Origin of the sequence: Lentzea miocenica (assembly GCF_033949945.1) — a bacterium.
Taxonomy (GTDB): Bacteria; Actinomycetota; Actinomycetes; order Mycobacteriales; family Pseudonocardiaceae; genus Lentzea; species Lentzea miocenica.
The window spans coordinates 200763-219269 of record NZ_JAXAVW010000014.1 but is presented as its reverse complement, the minus strand read 5'-3'; the positions used below and the strand labels follow the sequence as shown (position 1 = coordinate 219269).

The window sequence follows — 18507 nt, the reverse complement described above, 5'->3', positions numbered from 1 at the left end:
CGACTTCAACGCAACAAGCTTGTTGTCGGAATCCGTGAACGCAACGTAGCTTTTCGCTCATCAGAAACAACGAGCCACAGGAGCCAGAGATGCAGACCTTCGCCACCACCGCCCCGATCGCCGCTCTCCTCGACATCCCCGCCGGGCGCGTTCAGTTCATCGCCGCCGACCGCGACGACACCGCCGTCGACATCCGCCCCACGAACCCCTCGAAGAGCCGCGACGTGAAGGCCGCCGAGGACACCGAGGTCGTGTTCACCGACGGCGTCCTGCGGATCAGGACGAGCGTGCGGAACCAGCTCCTCGGCGCCTCCGGTTCCGTGGAGATCACCGTCCAGCTGCCCGCCGGCTCGAACGTCGAGGCCAAGGCCGCCGCCGCCGAGTTCCGCGGCGTCGGACGGCTCGGCGACATCGCCTTCGAGGCCGCCCAGAGCGACATCAAGATCGACGAAGCCGCGAACGTCCAGCTGACCACGCAGGCCGGTGACATCGAGGTCGGCCGCCTCACCGGCTCCGCCGAGCTCAAGACCGAGAAGGGCGACATCACCGTCGGCGTCGCCGCCGGACTGTCCGCCTCGCTCGACGCCGGCACCTCCTACGGCCGCGTCCACAACGCCCTCAAGAACAGCGGTACGCCCGACCTGAACATCCGCGCCACCACCGCTTACGGCGACATCACCGCCCGCAGCCTCTGACCACACCAAGAAACTGGGGAGAAGAAACCACCATGAGCACCGCCGACAACTACCAAGCCGCAGAACAACTCCTCCGCCGCGCCGCCCGTCCAGGAGAGCTCGTCGTCGGAGACAAGGTCCGTCCACAGTGGATCGACGGCGGTGCCCGCTTCTGGTACCAGGTCCGGGACGGCGACGATCGCCAGTTCATCGTCGTCGACCCGGCCGCAGGCACCCGCACGCCGGGCTTCGACCCCATGCCGTTCATCGCACCGCCCGGCAACCCGCTGGAGGTCTCGTCCCCGGACGGCAAGGTGGCCGTTTCCCGCCGCGGCCACGACCTCTGGGCCCGCTCCGGCGAACGCGAGTGGGCGCTCACCACCGACGGCGAGCAGGACCACGGGTACGGCTACGGCCCGGACGCCATGAGCTACAGCACGTTGATGCGCAAGTTCGGCCTGCCGCACATGCCACCTGCCCTGGCCTGGTCCCCCGATTCGACCAAGGTCCTGGCCCACCGCACCGACCAGCGCGAAGTCCGCCAGACCCACCTGATCGAGTCACGCCCCGCCGACGGCAGCGCGCCCCGCGTGCACACCCAGCGCTACGCCTACCCCGGCGACCCGGCCATGCCGCTGGCCGAGCTGGTCGTCTTCAACATCCCCGACAACACCGCGGTTTTCGCGCAGACCGAACCGCTGCTCATGCCGGAGTTCTCCCCGATCATGGCCGGTTGGGCGTGGTGGGCCGCGGACAGCTCGGCTGTCTACTTCCTCAGCCGGCCACGCGACCAGCACACCCTGAACCTGAACCGGATGGACGCCCGCACCGGCGAGGTGCGGGTCGTCGTGAGCGAGACCGGCTCCAACCGCGTCGGCCCCAACCAGTTCATGTACGGCCCGCCGATCGTCCGCGTGCTGGACGACGAGGTGCTGTGGTTCTCGCAGCGCGACGGCTGGGGCCACCTCTACCGCTACGACCTGCACACCGGCGAACTCCTCGGCCAGGTCACCTCCGGCCAGTGGCTGGTGCGCGAGATCCTGCACGTCGACGACGGAATCGTGTACTTCACCGCGTCGGGCCTGGTTCCCGAAGACCCGTACCGCCGCACGGTCTGCCGAATTGCCTTGGACGGCACCGGGTTCGCCCGCCTCACGGACGACTCGCTCGACCACGTCGTCACGGTCTCGGAGAACAAGCAGTACTTCGTGGACTCCGCGTCCACTGTGGACACCCTGCCGGTGACCGTGGTCCGCGACTGGTCCGGCAACGTGCTGGTGTCGTTGGAGACCGCCGACATCACCCGGCTGCTCGCCACCGGCTGGACCGCCCCGGAACGCTTCTGCGTCAAGGCGGCGGACGGCCTCACCGACATCTACGGCGTGCTCTACAAGCCGCGCGGCTTCGACCCGTCGCAGAGCTACGCGATCGTGGACAGCGTCTACCCCGGCCCGCAGGTCACCAGGGTCGACCCGTGCTTCGACCCCGGCGGCATGGGCCTGGACGCGGAACCGTTGGCAGCACTCGGTTTCGTGGTGGTCGCGCTCGACGGACGCGGCACCCCCGGCCGCAGCAGGGCCTTCCTCGACGTCTCGTACGGCCGCCTGTCCGACGCGGGCAGCCTGGAAGACCACGTCGCAGCACTACAGCAGCTCGCGGCCTCACGGCCGTGGATGGACCTCGACCGCGTCGGCGTGATGGGCCACTCCGGCGGTGGGTTCGCCGCGGGACGGGCGATGCTCGCCTTCCCCGAGACGTTCCACGCCGGTGTGGCGCTGTCCGGCTCGCACGACGCCCGGTACATCGGGCTGGGCTGGGCGGAGTCGTGCGACGGCGCCGACAACCCATCGGCGTGGCTGCGCGCCTCGAACGTCGAGATCGCGGACCAGTTGCAGGGCAAGCTGTTGCTGGTCCACGGGGAGTTGGACGACACGGTCCACCCGGACCACGCACTGCGCCTGGCCGACGCGTTGATCGCGGCCGGCAAGGACTTCGAGATGCTGATCGTGCCGGGTGCCGAGCACCTGTTCATCGACCGGCTGGCCTACGTGCGGACGCGCTGCTGGGACTTCCTGGTGCGCTCGCTGATGGGCGTCGAGCCGCCGGCTTACCGGCCCGCGCCGATCATCATCGACCCGGAGGTGCTGGGCGAGATGATGTAAGTGAGGAACGCCGACCACGCCTTGTCCGAGAGGGGCAGGTGCGTGGTCGGCGTTTTTGCGGGATCGATACAGACTAGAGGACCCCCTGGGGGGATACGGGTCCCACTCCAATCATCTCAAGCAGGTCTGACAATTCTGGGCGCCTCATCAGGGCAGCAGCCTGGAGATCAAGACCCTGGACTCTTCGACATCTAGGGCGAGCTCGTCGATCCCCTTCAGCACCTCGTCGCAGTAGGTCAAGCTGCTCTTGTCCTCGAGGAACAGGGCAGTTCTCGCGTTCTCAAGGAAGATCACCGGTTCGAACTTCTCGAACGACAGCTTCGAGAACGATCCCTCCACACCGGCATGTGCGCCGGCAGCGAGAGGCAGGACGCGCACGGTGACGTACGGGCGCATCGACATCGTCAGGATGTGGAGCAACTGCTCCTTCATCAGGTTCGGCTCGACAACCGGTAGCCGAAGCGCGTTTTCGTGAATGTAGAAGACGAACTCACGACTGCGGTGGAAGACGGCTTGCCGCTGAAGCTTCACCCTCATCATCTCGTCGTGATGGTGCTGCGGCTTCCGCGGCATGGCACGGTCGGACACCGCGCGGACGTAGGCAGCGATCTGCAGTAGGCCGGGTACGAGGACCAACGACCACGAGACGATCTTGTTGGCGTGCCGCTCCTGCTCCATCAAGGTGCGCCCAGGCATCGAGATGCCATCCTCGACGAACTGGAGATAGCCCTTCTCACGGGACTCGTTGAACAACGTGAGAAGGCGCCGGACCTCAGCTGCCTCGACTCTGCAAAGGCCGAGCAGCTGAGCCACCTCGGCCTCGGTGACTCCGCCCTTGCCCTGGACCAGGTCCGAGACCTTGGCTTCTTCCCAGCCCAGCAACTCAGCGATCTGGCGTTGGGTCATTCCAGTGGACCGGATGGCGTCGCGGACGCCATCACCGAACGAGCGGCCGACCACGCTCGAAATTCGTTTCGGCATGGTCGGACGCTAGAAGGCCGAAGCCCTTCCTTCCATCGTTTGGACACGACTCGCCACGAAGGAAGTACTTCTTGGAAGGGTTCTAAATTCGCTTCGAGATCAACGGGTACTCGACGACAAGGCCGTTCGGGTCGACCTTGATGTTCTGCTCGAACCCGCCGCTCTTGAACCGCACGACCGAGACGTCGTCCCCCACCGACACCGTCTTGTAGGTCTGCGTCACGGCCTTCACCGTCAGGTCGGGCAGCGACACCCGCACGACGGGCAGCGCGTGCTCGCCCGGTTCGCGGTGCAGACCGAGCCTGCGGATCGGGATGGCGTTGAACAGGACGGCGAACTGGACGTCGACGTCCAACGCGTCGTTGAACGTCTCGCGTTTGCTGCCCTGGCCGTGGTCGACCAGCCAGGCGCCGTCCTCGGTCCTCGACAGCGAGCACTGGCGCTCTTCGAGGACTGTGGCCGTGCGCAGCAGGAGCCTGTTCACCTGGCCGCTTTCGCCGACGGAGACCTCGAACGAGGCGTTGAACTGCTCGTCGGGGCCGGCGGCGACCAGGCGGCCAGAGGCGCGCAGGCGCTGGTCGCTGGAAAGCAGCAACCGGACCTGCTCGAGCCGTGGCTCGTGAATGCCCTGCCAGGTGATCATCTCTGGCCTGCGGGCAGAAGGAGAGCGGGTCTCTCCGGTGGAGGTGACCCGCCCCGCGTCAGTGGCGTTGAAGGAGTTCACTCATCCACCTGGAAGGATGTCCTTGATCTTCTCGGCAACCGAGTCGACCTGCTCGTCGTGACCGAACTTGCCGCTGACGAAATCCGCTGCGGCGTCCACGCCCTTGTCGACCTGCTCGTGGTGCTCCTGAGCCAGGTCCATGGCCTTGTTCTTGATCTCGTCGAAGTTCATGTGGTGCTCCTCCGCTCCTGACGCAGGGTACCCGAGTGGGGCCCGCGTGGTGATAGCCAGCGATCACGCTAACTGCGCCTGGACAAGTCGGCTCGGTGACAACGAGGATGTCCCCTGCCGCCGCCTGGTCGGCCGCCGTCGCGGCCAGAACCAGGAGGACACGCCACATGACACGGCTCCTGCGTGGAGTTATGTCCGCTGTACTGCTGTTGCCGCTCGTCGCGGTCCCTTCGGCCCACGCCACGGCCGACGTTCAGGGGAAAGCGAAGTTCACGGTGACGACCACGGCCACGAGCGTCGCGGCCAGGAGTGACCGGCGCCCGGTCGCGGGTGGGGTCTACGACCGCAAGGTCGGCAAGACGTTCATCTCGTGGGCCGGCCAGTACGAGGACAGCTACGTCCAGACGTACGACCACCGCAAGTCCACCTGGTCCGCGCCCAACCGGGTCGCGGACGGGGACAAGGACGCGCACAACTACCCGACCATGGTGCAGGCCGAGGACGGGCACCTGCTGATCTTCCGCGGCATGCACAACGTCGAGTTGCGCATGTCCCGTTCGCCCCAGGCCAACTCGGCCGACGGCGTCTGGGAGGAGACCCTGATCTCCAAGAACGCGGCCACGTACCCGATGCCGTTCGTCACGCGGGACGGCACGATCTACGTGTTCTACCGCGAGACGACCCGCGACCTCGACCACGTGACGCCCACGGACACGCGTCCGATGCTTTACGTGGTGTCGAAGGACAACGGCAAGACGTGGAAGACCTCCACGGAACTGACCGGCGACCGGTTCGCGATCGGCTCGACGTCCCGCGCGGACAACATGAACGAGATCTACATCGGTCAGTTGCGCCAGGAGGACAACGGCCGCGTGCGGATCGTCTACACGCTCGCGGGTGGTGGCACCGAAGGACATCTGCACGACCGGTACCACCGCAACATCTACTACACCTGGTTCGACCCGAAGAACCGGCACTTCTACTCGGCGTCCGGCAAGGACCTGGGCACCCAGATCGACGACGCCGACCAGGAGACGCACCTGAAGGTCGCGGAGACCCCGCTGACCGTGCCGAACGGCGTCAAGTCGCCCGACTACATCCAGCAGGTGGGCGCGACGCTGGGCAAGCCGTTCCTGCTGTGGTTCATGGGCGACCCGGACAAGGGACCGCTGCGCAACTACCTGTCCACTTGGAACGGTCGCGGCTGGGAGACCAAGGAGGTCGCACGGGGACTGCGCACCCGTGAGATCGAGCCGGTCGACCTGTTCACCTGGCGCGTGTACGCGACCGAGGACGGCAAGCCGAACGTGAACACCTACCTGGTGCGGTTCGGTCGCTTCTGGTCGCCGGAGGCCGTCATCCCGACGGCCAAGCCGGTGCAGCGCGTCGAGGTCGTGGAGAACTTCCGCGACCCGGCACGGGCGATCTTCTCCGGCGCTTCCTCGAACCGGGACGTCTCGATCGCTGACGGCGACATCAGCGTGGCGGGACTCAGCCGCCGCTGATCGTTGCCAGGAAACGGCAAACGCCCCCAGGACCGGCGCGGACCCTGGGGGCGTTCGTCTAGGAGGTGCTGATTACTCAGGCACCGGCCTTCTTGCGGCGCACCACGAACAGCGCACCGACACCGGCGCCGACGAGCACCAGACCGCCGACCAGCGGCCACAGGATCGAGGCACCGGTCGAGGCGAGGTCGTCCTCACCGCCACCCGGCGCCGGGTTGGCCGGCGTCGTGGAGGTGGTGGTCGGCGTCGTCGACGACGGGGCCGTGGTCGTGGTGGTCGTCGTGGTGACAGGCGTGCTCGGCTCGGACGGCTTGACCTCGAGCTTCCAGTCGGCCTTGGCGTCCTTCTCGACCTTGGCCTTCTGCGGCTGCGCGACGACGAGCGACTGCGCCACGTCTTCCTTGTCCTTGTTGTGCGCGACGAACAGGCGGCCGATCGCGAGCTCGGCCTCGGCCGAGAGCTTGAACGCGGCGTTGCCGGTCGGCGCGTTCGCCGGGACGTTCACGAAGAACTCGGAGACCTTGTCACCAGCGGTCGCAACGGCGAGCTTGTCACCCTGCTTCTGCACCGCGAGCGGGTTGCCGGCGGCGTCGGTGATGGTGACGCCCTCGGGAAGGTCCGCGGTCAGCTTGATCTCGGAAGCCGTGGTCGTGACCTTGAACGGGCCGATCTTCTCGCCGGACTTGCCGGACTTCGAGGCGGGCTCGATGTCCAGCGTCGGCTTCGGCTGCTCCTTGATCTCGTTCTCCGTGGCGTCCTTGACCAGGCGCTCGTACAGCTTGATGACGTCGGGGTCGTTCTTGTCGCCGTCGAGCTCAGCCTCGTCGGAGAAGTGCCAGATCGCGGCCTGCGTGGCGGCGATCGTCTCCTTCTTGTTGAACTGCTTGCCGAACTTCTCCTGGACCTTGTCCATGGACTGTCCGGGGTACGAGTTCGTCAGGATCCAGAGGACCTTGCCCGCGTTGACCTTGAATTTGGTGTTGGGGTTCGGGTGCTTGTCCCACGGCACTTCCTTGAGGGCGTCCCTGTCCTCAAGCGGCGTCGGCAGCTCCACGCAGTAGGTGAGGACGTTCGAACGCTCCGCGTCGCCCTCGATGCGCAGCTTGATGACCGCGGTCCCCTGCTGGTGGTGGTGGTCACCGTTGACGAGGTGGACGTTGAGGCCGTCCTCCTGGCCACCACGGTCCGGCTTGATGATGACGTCGGCAGAGGCCGGAAGCGTCGAGATAGCCAGGAGTGCGGTGGCGCCGAGCAGCGCCGCGCCGATCCTCAACCGGGAAGCCATGGGTCTCCTTGCTCGCTGAAGTTAGCCCGAACGCGTAGAAAGTCAGTCGCCCGCCGGGACGGTCGGCACGTCGTCATCGACACTGAACCGACAGGAAGCGAGCGGGACACTATCCGAAGGGGTGACACCCGATGGTGTGAGGTATAACGGCCATCACATACCCTCAGTGACCAGCGGAAATCTACTCAGGGTGTCCACAGTGGATAGGCCCGCGATGCATTCATTTTGTCAGGTGACGTTAAATTCGTTGCCGAACAGTTATCTGTTGCGGCGTCCCGCTACGGATGATCACCGGTAGCGGTTCAAGGCCTAAGCCACCATTTCGGTAACTTCCACCGGCCGAATGTCACCGGGACGCAGTGAAGTGCCGCGCAGGCACATCTCCCTGGGCTCCGGGCGCCTGCCGGTGAGAATCCACCGGGTCAGTCCGGCCAACTGGTAGGCGATCAGCGGCGGAACGGCGTCACCGACGTGCCGGTAGGCGTTCCCGAGAATCGACACGTCGAACCGGAACTGCCGCGGAAACCCTTGCAGGAGTGCCATCTCGCGGACCGTGCACAGCCGGTGCTGCTCGGGGTGGGCATATCGGCCGTTTCCGACGTGGCCGCATTCCCGCTTGATCGTCCTGGCGGGTTCGTCCCACCACAGCCGGCCGTAGACATCGGGGTGCGAACCCCAGTTCTGCTGTTCGACGATCTTGCGTTGTGCCGGATTCAACAACTCCGCGGTCTCCGGTGACCTGAGCAGATCCGCCCACGAACCGCCGTTCGCGGGAATTGCACGCATTCGTTCCAGACTGCGGTCCTGGGAAAAGGTCGGCGACACGTGAATGAGGTCTTCCGGGTGCGCCTCTCCCGCCGCGACGACCGGCATCTTGCCGATCGCGCGCCGGACCGTGATGGCGGACGGGCGGATGACCCTGCCCGCCCAGAGGTCGTCCAGCGTGAGCAACGGCAGACCCGCGTCCACCGCGACCATCAACGTCCGCTCGCGCAGCTGCGGCAGGCCGAACTTGGACAGCATGTGCGTGCCGCCGGCGACCGAGTAGCCGAGGTTCGTCAGGTCCTCCGCCAGGCTGTCGAAGTGGTGGCGCTGCTTGCCTTTGACGAGCTCGCGGGCGTTCTCGACGAGCACGACCTTCGGGCGCAGCTCCTCCGCGTAGACCGCGATCCGGCCGACCAGCGAGTTGCGCGGGTCGTCACGGAGGTGGTTCTGGGCGGTGATGCGGCTGAAGCCCGAGCACGGCGGGCACGCGAGGAGCACGTCCAGCTGGCCGCGCTTGAGGCCCCAGACCTCGCGCAACGCCGACGGCGACACCCTCGCGAGGTCGACCTCCAACGGGTCGACGCCGATGTTCGCGCGGTACGTGTCGTTGCAGCGCAACGAACCCAAGCGCGACGAAGGCTTGCCGATCTGCGCGTCGGCGGCACCCACGACCCGGAAGTCGCGGTGGGCGTGGAAGCCGAAGCTCATGCCGCCCGCACCCGAGAAGATGTCGGCCACCGAGAAGGACACCACGAGATCGTACGGGCGAGGCTCCGAGGAGCCTTCCCTGACATCCCGTACCTTTCCGCCCTATGGAGCTGCCGCGCGCCTGGCAACGGCCTGACCCGTTGCGCGGACTCGACAGGATTTCCTGGGTCGAGGTGTACGACGGCCGGGGTGGCGCCGGTCGCGTGCCCCGCCTGCTGCGCTCGCTCGTCGACCCCAACGCCGACGTCCGCCTGGACGCGCTCGCCTCGCTGGCGGACCGGCTGCTGACCGACGACACCGTCTCCGAGGCCTCGTTCTGCGCCGTGCCGTACCTGGTGGAGCTGGGGGCCTCGTACAAGGTCGCCGCCGACGTGCGGGACCGGGTGATCTTCCTGCTGGCCGCCATGGCATTGGCGGGCAAGGGGTTCACTGAGGACGGTCGGCGCACGCACCGCCGGTGGAACGCCCTCGGGCGTGAGTTGCCACGAACCGCGCCGGACTGGCTCACGCAGACCCGGCACGCCGTCGCCCAGGGCGCGCCGAAGATCTTCGAGGCGCTGGCGTCCGAACGGGTCGCCTGCCTGGTGGCGCTGGCCTGCGCGGTGCCGGAGAACCTGCCGGCGTTCGTCGGCGGGCTGATGACCGACATGATCGACCTGCCGGGCGAGGAGATGCTCGCGGACGCGGCTGAGATCGCCGTGACGCTGCTGAAGCGGTCGCCCGAGTTAGTCGGTGTGGACCGGCCGAAGGTGCTCGGTGAAGGCCTCGTGCGGCCCGCGCACCAGCCACGTGAGGTCGCCGCGGCGTTGATGGGCTACCGGTTCGCCCTCATCTCCGCGTACGGCGACGAGGGCGCCTGGTAACTGTCCTTAGGCGATCACTGCCTCTTCGAAGGACTCCTCGACCGGCGTGGCGTCCTCGACCGCGATGGCGGGCTCCAGGGCACCGAGGCCCGTCCCCCACTCCTGGTCCGCCAGCGCGAACGCCGCCACGGTCAGCGCCGCCACGGGTGCCCCGACGGGCATGTTCTCGCGGTGCAGATCGAGATCGAGGCGTCCGCCGATCGGCGACGGGCTCAGCCGCAGCGTCGCGTGCGCGGGCTCCTCGGGGTGCGCCAGCCGGCAGGCCCAGCCGGTGAAGATCACGCGGCGTTCGTCCACCTGGGTCGGTTGCACGGCACGCACGTTGGCGCCCACGGCACCGGAACGGTGGTTGTCCGCGGCCTGCAGCACGCACTCCTCGAACTCCATCGAGGAGATGCCGAGGTCCCAACCGGCGACCAGGGCGACCTGCACGAGCGCGAGCGGCAGCGTCGGGACGGCGTCCTCGAAGCACACCATCGCGCCGCCGTAGCGGGTGTTGATCTCGGTCGGCAGGAAGCCGTCCTCGGTCGCGATGCCGTCCAGCGTGAACGTGCCGCGGTAGCCGACGGTCTCACGCAGGTGCTCGCCGACGCGGCGGGCCAGGTTGCGCATCTCGTCGCGGATCCACACGGGCGGGTCGTAGTAGGACGCGCAGCCCGCGTAGAGGAACTTGGCCTGGCCCTGGCGGCGCGGCACGACCATCTCGATCGGGCGCAGCACCGCGGTGCCGTCCGGGAACACGATGCCGTGCACGCTCACCGGAATGCCTTCCAGGAACGGCATCACGCGCACCTGGTCGCACTTGGGCGCGAGCACGTCGAAGGCCTCCTTGGCCTCCTCGTACGTGCGCACGCGGCGCACGAAGTTCGCACCGCCGTTGATCGCCGGGCCGTCACCGGACCAGACGACGCCCGCGCCGCGGTCCAGGATCTCCGAGGCGCCCCACAGCCGTTCGAAGTCGAGGTCGAACACCATCGCGGGCGCGCGGCGAGCGTTCAGCTCGTCCCAGAGCGCGTCGATCGTGGTCTTGTTCTCCAGCTCGACCCACTTGTGCTGCCGCGCGTTGAGCACCGGCCGGCCCTCGAACGTCGCGATCTCGTTGTAGGGCGTGCTGATCACCACGGCTTCGGCGTTCGCGTCGAACTCGTTGAGGATCGCGCGGACCTGGGCACCCGGCTTGGTCAGCAGCTTGCTGAGACGGCGCTGCTCGACCGCGACGAAGCCGCCCTTGATGCCCAGTGACACCCAACGGGCGATCACGGAATCATGCAGCGGCGCATGATCGTCGGTATCGAGCACGAGCGTATGGCGTGCACCGAGCGTATGGAGCTCGTGCGCGCGCTTGGCCAGACGCGTGCCACCGGCCAGAACGACAAGCCGGTCACCGAACAACCTGCTGAGGCGCTCGTTGAGCGCTGCGAGGACATGATTCATCGCCGAAAACTCGCTTAAGAGAAGCGGAGGACGTGACCGGCGATCGCCGGGTGACGCGTAGCGTAGAGCCACCCGGTATGTGTGTCGAAGCACGGTCCGGCAACGGCCGGATGAATGTTGCGACGGGCCTGTCGGCACAAGCCCGGCAACGAGTGGATCAGGTGATGATCTTGTCGCTCGCTAGGAGCGCGCCGCGTCCCGAAGGACCTGGTCAACGCGGTTGAGGAAACTGCGCCTGGGGTTGATCGCGGGCAGCGGCGTGGTGAGCTCTGCGGGACCGGGCGCGGGTGCGGCTCCCACGATCTCGGCCACGTTGCGCAGGAACTCCTGCCGCTTGAACTCGTGCACGGCTACGTCGTGCAGGAGTCCGGCGATGCTCGTGTGCACAGCGCGATGGGGGTAACTCACTCGTGTGTTATCGGCGCAACCCTCGTCGACCTTTAGGGTCAACTTGTGCGAGTTCTAGTGACCGGTGCCACTGGGTATGTCGGCCGCGCCGTGGTGCGTGAGCTGCGGGTTCATGGTCATGAACCTGTTTTGTCCCGCCAACGCATGTCAGAGCCGTTCGAGTCGCCCGATGTGGACGCCGTCATCCACCTGGCGGCCGTGGCCCGCGTGCGCGAGTCGTTCGAAGATCCACTTTCGTATTACGAGACGAACGTGGCCGGAACGCTCAACCTGCTGAAAGCCTTGAAGGGCCAACGATTCCTGCTCGCGTCGACTGGCACGGTGTACCGGCCGTCGGACTCTCCGCTGACCGAGGAATCCGTCAGGGAACCTTCTTCCCCGTACTCGGCGAGCAAGGCGGCGGCCGAGGACCTCGTGGCGTGGGCGGCGCGGTCAGGACAGATCGGGGCGACCACTCTCCGTCTCTTCAACGTCGCTGGAGGTGGTGACACGGACACCAGTCGGGTGATCACCCGTGCCGTGGCGTGCGCCGCCGGAACGGTGCCCGGGATGGAGGTCTACGGCGACGGTGGGGCCGTGCGCGACTTCGTGCACGTACGCGACGTTGCAGCTGCTTTCGTCGTGGCGCTGGAAGCTTGTTCCGTGGGCACGTCGTCGGTCTACAACGTCGCGGCGACGCCTGCGTCCGTGCAGGACGTGCTCGCGGCCGTCGCCGAGGTGACCGGGCGGACCGTGGACGTGACGTGGAAGCCCGCGCACCCCGGTGAGGCGCGATCGCTGCGGGCCGACGTTTCGAAACTGCGCGCGCTGGGCTGGGAGCCGCGGTCGTCGGCGCTGACCGAGATCGTCAGGGACCAGTGGCTCTCTTCGGCACCGGAACCCGGTCCAGGTCCTTCGCGATGACGATCTCGCCGTCGAACTCCTGCGCCGCCTCGGCGTGGAACTCGGCGGGGTCGTCGTAGCGCTGCGAGAAGTGCGTGAGGACGAGTTTGCGGACCTTGCAGTCCCGCGCGACGCGGGCGGCCTGCTGGGCGGTGAGGTGGCCGTGGTCGCCGGCGAGCTTCGTGTCGCGGGCGAGGTAGGTCGACTCGATCACCAGCAGGTCGGCCTGGTCGGCGAGCTCGAAGACGTTGTCGCAGAGCCTGGTGTCCATGACGAAGGCGAACTTCTGGCCTTTGCGGGGTTCGCTGACGTCCTGGAGCTTGACGCCGTCGAGCTCGCCCTGGGCCTGGAGGATCCGGATCTGCGGGCCCTGGATGCCGTGCTCCGCGAGCTTCTCGGGGAGCATGCGGTGGCCGTCCGGTTCGACCAGCCGGTAGCCGAAGCTGTCGATGCCGTGGTCCAGCCGATATGCCTCAAGCGTGCCGAACTTGCCTTCGGCGATCTGGCCGTCCTGGTCGACGGGCTCTTCCTTGATGTCCGCGGCGTCGTAGAAGGCGCTGGCGTAGCGGAGGCGTTCGAAGAAGTGCTCGCCTGACTTCGGGAAGTGCGCGTGCACGGTGTGCGGGACCCGGTCGAGGCTGAGTCGCTGGACGATGCCGGGGACGCCCAGGCAGTGGTCGCCGTGGAAGTGGGTGATGCAGATCCTGGTGATGTCGCTCGCAGCGGCGCCGGATCGCAGGAGCTGCCGCTGGCTGCCGTCGCCGGGGTCGAAGAGGAAGCCTTCGCCGTCCCACCTCAGCAGATAGCCGTTGTGGTTGCGCTGGCGCGTGGGAACCTGGCTGGCCGTTCCCAGGACGATCAGTTCCCGGACTGTCACCCCCTGACGTTAACGTCTGTCCCATGCGGAGCTTGGAAGCGGCAGCGTCGTGGCCTGTCGAGAACGTGGCGGTGGCCGTGGTGTCGGGCGGGGCCGTCGCGGGCTCGCTGGGTGATCAGCAGCGCGTGTTCCCGCTGGCGTCGGTGACGAAGCTGCTGACCTCGTACGCCGTGCTGGTGGCGGTCGAGGAGGGCGCGGTCGAGTGGGACCAGCCGGCCGGGCCTTCTGGCGCGACCGTGCGGCACCTGATCTCGCACACCGCCGGTTATGCGTTCGACAAGGCCGAGGTGCAGGCCGCGCCGGGGACGCGCCGGATCTACTCCAACGCGGGCTTCGACGTGCTGGCTTCCTTTGTCGGCACTGCTTGCGAAATGCCGTTCGCCACGTATTTGCACGAGGCTGTTTTCGCGCCGCTCGGGATGAAATCCTCGGCTTTGGTCGGTTCGGCCGGCGCCGGCGCCGAATCCTGCGCCGCCGACCTGGCGTTGTTCGCCGCCGAGCTGCTCGCACCCCAGCTGGTTTCCGCCGAGCTGGTGCGGGAGGCGACGTCGGTCGTGTTTCCCGGGCTCAACGGCGTGCTGCCCGGTTACGGCATGCAGAAGCCGAACGACTGGGGTCTCGGTTTCGAAATCCGGGACGGCAAATCACCGCACTGGACGGGGCTTTCCTTCTCCCCGCGCACGTTCGGGCACTTCGGTCAGTCCGGCACGTTCCTGTGGGTCGATCCGGAGATTTCCGCGGCCTGCGTCGCGTTGACGGACCTGCGTTTCGGCCCGTGGGCGGTCGAGGCGTGGACGCCGTTCTCCGACGGCGTCCGCACGGAACTCACTCAGCGAGCCTGATGGCGATCTGCCGCAGCACCTCTTGCACGTCGGCGTCCTCGTAGTCGTTCTCGTAAGCCTGAGCGACGCCGTGAAAAGCGTAGAGCAGTCCCGCGGTGAACCAGCCGAACTGCGACAACACCTGGTCCATCGCCTGCTTGAGTGCCTGCGCGCCGGCCTCGTTCAACTCGCCGTCGACCTTGACCTCGTAGCTGAACACGCCCTCCTGCAACGACTTGAGGGCCGTGCGCAGGTAGTCGCTCGACTCGGCGCCGTCGTAGCTGAGCGTCAGGACGCCGAGCGCCCGCTGCATGATCTCGCGCTGATCCACGCGGCCACTCTGCCTGGTGCAAGCCCGTGCGTCACGTTTTGACACCCCAACGCACCCACGCCGGGTCCTCCGGTTCGAGCCGCTCCTCGAAGGCCTCGGCGATCTTGTCGACGTCCCACTCCTGGCTCTCGACGACGGGGTGCTTCGGCGACGTCTGCCCCATGACGTGCAATCGGCCGTGCGCGAACCTGATCAGCTGCCCGGTGACCTTCGCCGCGCGGTCGCTCAGCAGGTACGTGACCAGCGGCGCGATCGTCTCCGGCGGCCCGCTCCGAACGCCTTTGGTGTCAGCCGCCGCCATCCGTGTCCAGGCAACGGGACACACGGCGTTGACCCGGATCCCTCTCTCGTGGAGCTCACTCGCCGCACCGGCCGTGATGCTCGCAACGGCACCTTTGGACGCGCTGTACGTGAGCGCCGTCGGCTGGCCGACCATCGCGACCGAGCCGAGGTTGACGATCGACCCCCTGCGCATGCTCTTGACCGCGGCGTTGGTGCAGTAGAGCGTGCCGAGGACGTTGATCTCGATGAGCTCACGCATGTCGTGCGGCTCGTCTTCGCCGATCGCGGCCTGGTACCGGATGCCGGCGTTGTTGACGAGCCCGTCGATCCGGCCGAACGCCGCCGTGCAGGTGTCGACCATGGCCTCGGCCTGCTCGGGATCAGCGACGCTGCCGGCACTGACCACCGCCTTGCCACCTTGGAGCGTGATGAGGTCGGCAACCTGCCTGGCGAGCGGCTCGTCGACGTCGTTGATCACCACAGCGGCCCCGTGCCCGGCGGCGTGGGTGGCGAACGCCCGCCCCAAACCCTGCCCGGCGCCGGTGACGACCACGGCCTTGCCCGCCAGAATCCCCATCCTCCGAGTGTGGCGATCACGGCCGTGCGAGCGGTTGGTCACGTCGGCGAATGGCCGCTGTCCGCGCCGAACGGCGTACGTGGGGCGACGACCGGTTGCCCGCACGGTCAAACCGCTTTCCGCAGATCAACCACTGTGGAATCGATTGCTTCCCGAGCTCGTCAGCAGTAGAAACAGGTGGCCCGACCCCTCAGACGGGCCACCTCGTTCCTAGTCCCGATCCGCCCATGACGAAGCTGATCCTGCGCGGCGAGCCGAGCCGGGAGTTCTGGTCGTCGGCCGTGCGGGTCTCGGTCAGTCCGATCTGTCTGCCGTTCTGGTAGGCCAGAACACGCCCTGCGTCCAGCCGGGGCCGAAGGTGCCGAGCGACTCGCAGCGGCCCGCGCAGTTCGAGAACGGTCCGATGGCGTTCGCTTGAGCCGTGGCGGGCAGGGCGACCACAACAGCGGCGGACGCCAACGTCCCAGCGGCGAGCTTCTTGATGTTCATGACCACACCTCAGCAGCGGACGGCGCGTCCGAGGCCCGGTTCTGGACGAAGCTGGACAACCCTGGACGTTCACAGTTCGGCGAGTGCCGCCCGCAGCCGTTCGGCATCCGGCACACCGATCGCCTCGTACCGCTCCAGGGCCTGCTGCCAATGCCGTTTCGCGCTGACCGCGGCACCGGTGGACCTGGCGATGGTGCCGAGTCCTTCGAGAGCCCGTGCCTCTTCCAGCCGGTAGCCGTGTTCGGTCGCGAGGGCCAGCGCCTCGTGATGGGCCGCGCGCGCCGACGACTGGTCGCCTACCAGGCCGTGGGCGAAGCCGAGGTGATTGAGCACCTCGGCCTGCAGCGAGGGGTCGCCTGCTTCGCGGCAGATCCGCAGCGCGTCCTCGAACTGGACGATCGCGAGGTCGTGCTCGCCTTTCTCCCTGTGCACGGAGCCGCGGAACTTGACCACGAACGCCTCGCCGATCCTGCTGCCCAGCGCGCGGTAGCCGGCCAGTGCCTCGTCGAACATCAGCAGCGCCTCGCCGTGGTCGCCGAGCTGGTTGAGCACGTTGCCCAGGTTGGTCAGAGCGTGTGCTTGGCCGAGTTGGTCGCCCAGCGTGCGGAACGTCTCCAGCGCCGCGCGTTGGTTGGCCAGCGCCCGGTTGAGCTCTCCTTGTTGTTCCAGGGTGACGCCGAGGTTCAGCAAGCCCATCGCGAGCTGCTGCGGCTGGTCGAGGTGCCGGAGCAGTTCGACGGACTTCTCGTGGGCGGCGATCGCCTCGTCGAACCGGCCGAGCGAGTCGAGGGTGATACCGATGCTGCTCAACGTGTTGGCGTGGCGCCGGTGGTTGCCCAGCCGCAGCCAGACCTCCGAGCTCTGCCGCAGCCAGTCGAGCGAGTCGAGCGGCCTGCCCATCACCTCCGCCGCCACGCCGAGGTTGCGCAGCGCCTCGCCTTCCCCGGCCGGATCGCCGTCGGCCCGCGCGGTGTCGAGCGCGATGTGGTGCATGCGCATCGCCTGCGGCCCGCGTGAGGTGGTTTCGAGGTGCCGCTTGGCCACGTGCGCCAGCTGCCGTGCCGCCGCGCCGAGCCCTGTGTCGGCGGCGAGCTTGACTACTTCGACCACGTTGTCCGCCTCAGCCGTGAGCCAGTCCCGCGCGACGTCGGCGTCGGTCAGCCACGGGATCTCCGGCCGTTCCGCGAGGTCGAAGTGGCGGGGATAGGCGAGCGCCAGTGCCGCCGTGTGCGCGTCGATGTAGTGGTCGATCAACCGCGTGGTGGCCGGACCGGTCACCGCCAGTTCCCGGCTGTAGGCGCGGAGCAGGTCGTGCATTTCGTAGCGGCCGTTGCCCTGCAAGAGGTTCGCGCCGATCAACTGCTCGACGCGCAACGCGGCATCGGCCAGGTCGGTGCCGACGAGCGCGGCGGCGAGTGGGACGTCGAAGTCGCGGCCGGGATGAAGACCCAGCAGGCGGAAGAGTTCGGCTGCCTCCGGCCTGAGCTGCCGGTACGACCACGAGAACACCGCACGCACCATGCTGCGCGGATCGCCGCTGCTGTCGAGCAGGTCGAGGCCTTCGGCCCGAAGATGGCGGACGACCTCCTTGAGCGGCTCGTGCCGCGCGAACTCGGCCGCGATCCGGACGGTGAGCGGCAGCCGGGCGCACAGCTCCACGAGCTCGACCGCCGCCTGCCGTTCGTAGTGGACGCGTTGGCCCAGCAAGCTTTCGAGCAGCTCCACGCCCTCCGCCGACGTCAGCACGTCGAGGTCGATCCGGTGCGCGCCGTCGACGACGGCCAGCCCGGTGAGCGCGTCCCGGCTGGTGACCACGGCGAAGCACGAAGCAGACGCCGGCAGCAGCGGCCGCACCTGTTGAGCGCTGCTCGCGTTGTCGAGCACGAGCAACACTCGCCGGCCGGCCAACGCCGACCGCAACAACCCGGTCCGCTCGTCCAAGCTCTGCGGCACCTCGCCGACCCCAAGCCCCCGCAACAGACTCAGCGCCGCATCGGCAGCGGACACGGGCGCGCCGACGTCGTAGCCGCGCAGGTTCAGGTAGAGCTGGCCGTCCGGGAACTTCGCGGCCACCCGCTGCCCCCAGTGCACGGCGAGCGCCGTCTTCCCCACGCCAGGAGTGCCCGTCAGCAACACCGTCCGGTTCGCCTGCACCAGCAACCCGTCGAGCTCCCCGATCTCGGCCGCCCGCCCGGTGAACGCCGCCACGTCCGCCGGCAACTGCCTGGGCCGCACCACCAGCGGCGCCGGCTTGCTCGAATGCTCATGAGCAGCCACGCGATCCCACGCGTCCGCCCACAACCGCTGGTCGTCGGCCGTACCACCCAACGCGATGACGATCCGGTCCAGCACCTCGGCAGGCAGCAACGTCTGCCCCGTCAGGTACGTGTGGACCGTCGACCGCGGCACCTCGATCCGCTTGGCGAGGTCAGCCAGCGACACCCGCGTGCGCCCACTCCCCCGCGCCGCGTTGCCCCTGAGAACCTCGAGCTCGCGAACCAACTCCGCCCGCGTAGCGACCTGCCCCGGATCCGCCCCCACAAGCCCTCCCTCGCGCTACTCCAAACG

At 67.8% G+C, this 18507-nt stretch carries 19 protein-coding genes; 7 read left to right on the top strand and 12 right to left on the bottom strand.

Features of this window, described 5'->3' with window-relative positions:
• The first annotated feature begins 89 nt into the window (after positions 1 to 89).
• Both SK803_RS18995 and SK803_RS18990 read left to right on the top strand, forming a co-directional pair.
• On the top strand, positions 90 to 695 hold the full coding sequence (locus SK803_RS18995) for a DUF4097 family beta strand repeat-containing protein (RefSeq protein ID WP_319967348.1): 606 nt from the start codon (positions 90 to 92) through the stop codon (positions 693 to 695).
• Between the two features lie 32 nt (positions 696 to 727).
• Entirely contained in the window at positions 728 to 2836 is a 2109-nt protein-coding gene (locus tag SK803_RS18990; protein ID WP_319967347.1) for a S9 family peptidase, read from the top strand.
• A gap of 147 nt (positions 2837 to 2983) precedes the next feature.
• On the opposite strand, the gene SK803_RS18985 is transcribed toward SK803_RS18990, so the two are convergent.
• From SK803_RS18985 to SK803_RS18975, 3 genes are all read right to left on the bottom strand, one after another.
• On the bottom strand, positions 2984 to 3817 hold the full coding sequence (locus tag SK803_RS18985; RefSeq protein WP_319967346.1) for a helix-turn-helix domain-containing protein: 834 nt from the start codon (positions 3815 to 3817) through the stop codon (positions 2984 to 2986).
• Positions 3818 to 3899: 82 nt separating this feature from the next.
• Positions 3900 to 4541 (bottom strand): putative glycolipid-binding domain-containing protein, encoded by a 642-nt coding sequence (locus SK803_RS18980; RefSeq protein WP_319967345.1) that lies wholly within the window; start codon positions 4539 to 4541, stop codon positions 3900 to 3902.
• Complete coding sequence (locus tag SK803_RS18975) at positions 4542 to 4712, bottom strand: antitoxin (RefSeq protein ID WP_319967344.1); 171 nt, start codon at positions 4710 to 4712, stop codon at positions 4542 to 4544. It lies immediately after the preceding gene.
• 191 nt (positions 4713 to 4903) lie between these two features.
• On the opposite strand from SK803_RS18975, the gene SK803_RS18970 reads away from it, so the two are divergent.
• Positions 4904 to 6217, top strand: coding sequence for a BNR-4 repeat-containing protein (locus SK803_RS18970; protein ID WP_319967343.1), 1314 nt, complete (start codon positions 4904 to 4906; stop codon positions 6215 to 6217).
• Positions 6218 to 6293: 76 nt separating this feature from the next.
• Here the strand turns inward: SK803_RS18970 and SK803_RS18965 are convergent, their stop codons facing one another.
• Both SK803_RS18965 and SK803_RS18960 read right to left on the bottom strand, forming a co-directional pair.
• Positions 6294 to 7502 (bottom strand): thioester domain-containing protein, encoded by a 1209-nt coding sequence (locus SK803_RS18965; protein WP_319967342.1) that lies wholly within the window; start codon positions 7500 to 7502, stop codon positions 6294 to 6296.
• 309 nt (positions 7503 to 7811) lie between these two features.
• Positions 7812 to 9017, bottom strand: a complete 1206-nt coding sequence (locus SK803_RS18960) for a DNA cytosine methyltransferase (protein WP_319967341.1) — start codon at positions 9015 to 9017, stop codon at positions 7812 to 7814.
• Positions 9018 to 9079: 62 nt separating this feature from the next.
• Between SK803_RS18960 and SK803_RS18955 the strand changes: the two genes are divergently transcribed.
• On the top strand, positions 9080 to 9838 hold the full coding sequence (locus SK803_RS18955) for a hypothetical protein (protein WP_319967340.1): 759 nt from the start codon (positions 9080 to 9082) through the stop codon (positions 9836 to 9838).
• Positions 9839 to 9844: 6 nt separating this feature from the next.
• On the opposite strand, the gene SK803_RS18950 is transcribed toward SK803_RS18955, so the two are convergent.
• On the bottom strand, positions 9845 to 11098 hold the full coding sequence (locus SK803_RS18950; RefSeq protein WP_319967339.1) for a hypothetical protein: 1254 nt from the start codon (positions 11096 to 11098) through the stop codon (positions 9845 to 9847).
• 18 nt (positions 11099 to 11116) lie between these two features.
• Here SK803_RS18950 and SK803_RS18945 point away from each other — a divergent pair, with 18 nt between their 5' ends.
• Positions 11117 to 11290, top strand: coding sequence for a hypothetical protein (locus SK803_RS18945; RefSeq protein ID WP_319967338.1), 174 nt, complete (start codon positions 11117 to 11119; stop codon positions 11288 to 11290).
• 162 nt (positions 11291 to 11452) lie between these two features.
• Here the strand turns inward: SK803_RS18945 and SK803_RS18940 are convergent, their stop codons facing one another.
• The gene (locus SK803_RS18940; protein ID WP_319967337.1) at positions 11453 to 11659 is read right to left on the bottom strand and encodes a hypothetical protein; all 207 of its coding nucleotides are present in this window, start codon (positions 11657 to 11659) and stop codon (positions 11453 to 11455) included.
• 66 nt (positions 11660 to 11725) lie between these two features.
• Here SK803_RS18940 and SK803_RS18935 point away from each other — a divergent pair, with 66 nt between their 5' ends.
• Positions 11726 to 12583, top strand: coding sequence for an NAD-dependent epimerase/dehydratase family protein (locus SK803_RS18935; protein WP_319967336.1), 858 nt, complete (start codon positions 11726 to 11728; stop codon positions 12581 to 12583).
• On the opposite strand, the gene SK803_RS18930 is transcribed toward SK803_RS18935, so the two are convergent.
• Positions 12528 to 13439, bottom strand: a complete 912-nt coding sequence (locus SK803_RS18930; protein WP_319967335.1) for a ribonuclease Z — start codon at positions 13437 to 13439, stop codon at positions 12528 to 12530. The two genes, SK803_RS18935 and SK803_RS18930, sit on opposite strands and share 56 nt — an antisense overlap.
• Before the next feature lie 23 nt (positions 13440 to 13462).
• On the opposite strand from SK803_RS18930, the gene SK803_RS18925 reads away from it, so the two are divergent.
• Positions 13463 to 14281 carry a serine hydrolase domain-containing protein gene (locus SK803_RS18925; protein ID WP_319967334.1) on the top strand — a complete coding sequence of 273 codons (819 nt, stop codon included), beginning with the start codon at positions 13463 to 13465 and terminating at the stop codon, positions 14279 to 14281.
• Here the strand turns inward: SK803_RS18925 and SK803_RS18920 are convergent.
• The 4 genes from SK803_RS18920 to SK803_RS18905 form a co-directional block, all read right to left on the bottom strand.
• A complete protein-coding gene (locus tag SK803_RS18920; RefSeq protein WP_319967333.1) occupies positions 14265 to 14591 on the bottom strand; it encodes a hypothetical protein in 327 nt (108 codons plus the stop codon). The genes SK803_RS18925 and SK803_RS18920 overlap by 17 nt on opposite strands.
• A gap of 31 nt (positions 14592 to 14622) precedes the next feature.
• A complete protein-coding gene (locus SK803_RS18915) occupies positions 14623 to 15450 on the bottom strand; it encodes an SDR family NAD(P)-dependent oxidoreductase (protein WP_319967332.1) in 828 nt (275 codons plus the stop codon).
• 294 nt (positions 15451 to 15744) lie between these two features.
• Complete coding sequence (locus tag SK803_RS18910; RefSeq protein WP_319967331.1) at positions 15745 to 15939, bottom strand: hypothetical protein; 195 nt, start codon at positions 15937 to 15939, stop codon at positions 15745 to 15747.
• A 69-nt stretch (positions 15940 to 16008) separates the two neighbouring features.
• On the bottom strand, positions 16009 to 18480 hold the full coding sequence (locus SK803_RS18905) for an ATP-binding protein (RefSeq protein ID WP_319967330.1): 2472 nt from the start codon (positions 18478 to 18480) through the stop codon (positions 16009 to 16011).
• Between the last annotated feature and the right edge of the window lie 27 nt (positions 18481 to 18507).